This is a genomic window from Streptomyces sp. NPDC001880, assembly GCF_053594575.1.
Genome location: NZ_JBSFET010000247.1, coordinates 1 through 2,276, shown reverse-complemented (window position 1 = coordinate 2,276; position 2,276 = coordinate 1). Strand labels below are relative to the sequence as shown.

General features: G+C 69.2%; 2 protein-coding genes and 1 pseudogene. 1 reads left to right on the top strand and 2 read right to left on the bottom strand.

The genetic code is table 11. The features are described from left to right. Both ACWCQ6_RS36895 and ACWCQ6_RS36890 read right to left on the bottom strand, forming a co-directional pair. A pseudogene (locus ACWCQ6_RS36895) lies at positions 1-539 on the bottom strand (transposase); the annotation flags it as partial. 132 nt (positions 540-671) lie between these two features. Then, on the bottom strand, positions 672-1,550 hold the full coding sequence (locus ACWCQ6_RS36890) for a class I SAM-dependent methyltransferase (RefSeq protein WP_451096825.1): 879 nt from the start codon (positions 1,548-1,550) through the stop codon (positions 672-674). Between the two features lie 94 nt (positions 1,551-1,644). On the opposite strand from ACWCQ6_RS36890, the gene ACWCQ6_RS36885 reads away from it, so the two are divergent. Beyond that, a complete protein-coding gene (locus ACWCQ6_RS36885) occupies positions 1,645-2,253 on the top strand; it encodes a TetR/AcrR family transcriptional regulator (protein ID WP_451096823.1) in 609 nt (202 codons plus the stop codon). Positions 2,254-2,276: the final 23 nt, after the last annotated feature.

Here is a 2,276-nt window from a genome sequence, read left to right as displayed (position 1 = left end):
CGACGTCGTCGGGCAACGGTCCCAGGTCGTTCAGGCGGTCCAGGGTCGGGGCGAGCAGTGGGGAGTCGTGGCGGTTGGCGCCCGGCCAGGACACGGCCCAGTGGAATACCGTATCCGTCCGTCATGCCCGAGCGTTTCAGTCCCTGTTTGCCGCGGTCGACGGGGGAACGCCCGGCTACCTCGCCGCCTCCGGGAGCCTTGGTGATGGAGCCGTCTACGGCGATCTGGTCGAGGACGAGACCGATGATCCGGTCGTAGGCGTCGAGCGCGATCTGCTTGAGCCGGGCGAAGACGCCCTGTCGTATCCACTCGTCGCGGCGGCTGCGGATCGTGGTGGCCGAGCAGGTCGTGTCGGCGATCGCCTCGTAAGAACAGCCGAAGCGCAGCAGTTGCAGCATCTTGTCGAAGATGACCCGGTCGCTGATGCGCCGGCGGTGGCAGCCGAGTGGATGGTCCGGGTGGTACTCCGGCCGCACGGGCAGCAGGACCGTGAATTGGTCCCAGAGCGGTTCGGTCAGCCATGATGGAAGCGCGGGCACAGGTCTCCCCAGTGGTCACAGAGCGTCAGTAACTCCATGATCACTAGGACCTGTGCCTGTTCTGCTGCCAAGGCCCCCCACCGCATCCAGTTGCGCGACTCTGCGGAGCAGTGGCGGGCCGGGCGGAGGGGCTCAGCGTCGCGTCGCTGTTACGAGCCAGGCGGAGGTGCGGAGGTGGACGCCTGCGGGCTGCTCGTGGGCGGCAAGAGCGACGGTGAACGCGGCTCGTACGCTGTCGGTGCCGCTCGGTCGGTCCGCGCTGTCGACGTTGCTCGCGGAGTCGAGCAGCTTGACCAGGTGCTGGCCGGGGCCTGATGCGAGCAGGTGATCGGCTGCGTCGTGGGCGTCGCGTCCGAAGTCACTGAGGGCCTCGACGGGCTCGGTGCGCACCTTGTCGAAGCCAGCCGTGTCCAGGATCCGGTGGACGACAGAGGGGTTGGCGAGCGAGAACATCCCTGGTCCGTCGGGGGTGGCCGGCTCCTCGGCAGGCAGGGGCAGATAGGCGCGTGCCGTGCCGAACACGGACACCCACTCGCTGCGGGTCGGGTCGGCCATGCAGATGAAGGCGAGTCGGCCGCCGAGGCGGAGGGCCCGGCCGATGTTGCAGAACGCGGCGACCGGGTCGTCGAAGAACATGACCCCGAACCGGCTGATGGCGACGTCGAACGCGGATGCGGGCAGAGGATGGATCTGGGCGTCGCCCTGCTCGAAGGTGATCCGGTCCAGGCCCTCCTCGGCGGCCTGGGTGCGTGCCCTGGTGAGCATCGGCCCGGAGAGGTCGAGGCCGAGAACCGCGCTGCGGAAGGCAGCCCTGGCGGCGAGCCGGGTGGTCTGGCCCGCGCCGCAGCCGATGTCAAGCACCCGGTCCACGGGGCCGATCCCGGCAGCTTCGAGCAGCGGTTGATTGAAGCCCTGGTTGATCGCGTTCCAGCGGTCGTGGTGATCGCTCCAGTGCCGGCCTTCGTCGCCATTCCAGGCCTCGAACTGTGCGGTGTTGACGAGATCGTGCATCGGATCGCTCCCAGCGGAGAGTTAGTATGGGCGTCTGCCCATACCAAGGTATGGGCGTCTGCCCATACCGGCAAGGATCGACCTGGAGGACCCGATGTCACCGCGTGGTGTAGCGACCCCCGACGTCCGTGAGCGGCTGTTCACCGCGGCCGAGCGGGTGCTCGCCCGCAAGGGACCGGCCGGGCTGACCAACCGGGCCGTCACTGAGGAGGCGGGCTGCGCCAAGGGGTTGCTGTACAACCACTTCGCCGACCTGGACGACTTCGTGGCGCAGCTCGTCCTGGACCGCTTCGAGCGGATCGCTGCCGAGGTCCGGTCCTTGCCGGAGCGTGCGGGGGAGGGCGACGTGCGGGAAAACCTGATCAGCGCGGCCCTCACGCTGCTGGGCGCGAACGGTCCGGCGATCGCGGCAGCGGCGATCTCCCGGCATGCGGTAGCTGAGCGGGTAAGCCGGGCGTGGGCCGCCGGTGCCCCCGGCCCCGGCGCCGTCGAGGAAGCCATGGCCTGCTATGTGGAGGGCGAGCAGCGCCTCGGACGAATCCCCGCTGATGCCGACGGCGCGATGCTCGCGCTCGCCCTGGCGGGAACCGTCCACCACCTACTGATGCACGGCGGTCCCCAGCCAGGAGAAAATGCCCGGCTCGTTCGCCGCCTGGTTACCGCCTTGGTGCCGACAGCGAACGGGCTGGGGGCATCTGCCTGATCCAACGTTGCCCGACGACGTCA

What these genes read in the sequence shown, in the direction of transcription:
- ACWCQ6_RS36885 (WP_451096823.1), top strand. Translation starts at nt 1,645, where the DNA reads ATGTCACCGCGTGGTGTAGCGACCCCCGACGTCCGTGAGCGGCTGTTC.
- ACWCQ6_RS36890 (WP_451096825.1), bottom strand. Translation starts at nt 1,550, where the DNA reads ATGCACGATCTCGTCAACACCGCACAGTTCGAGGCCTGGAATGGCGAC.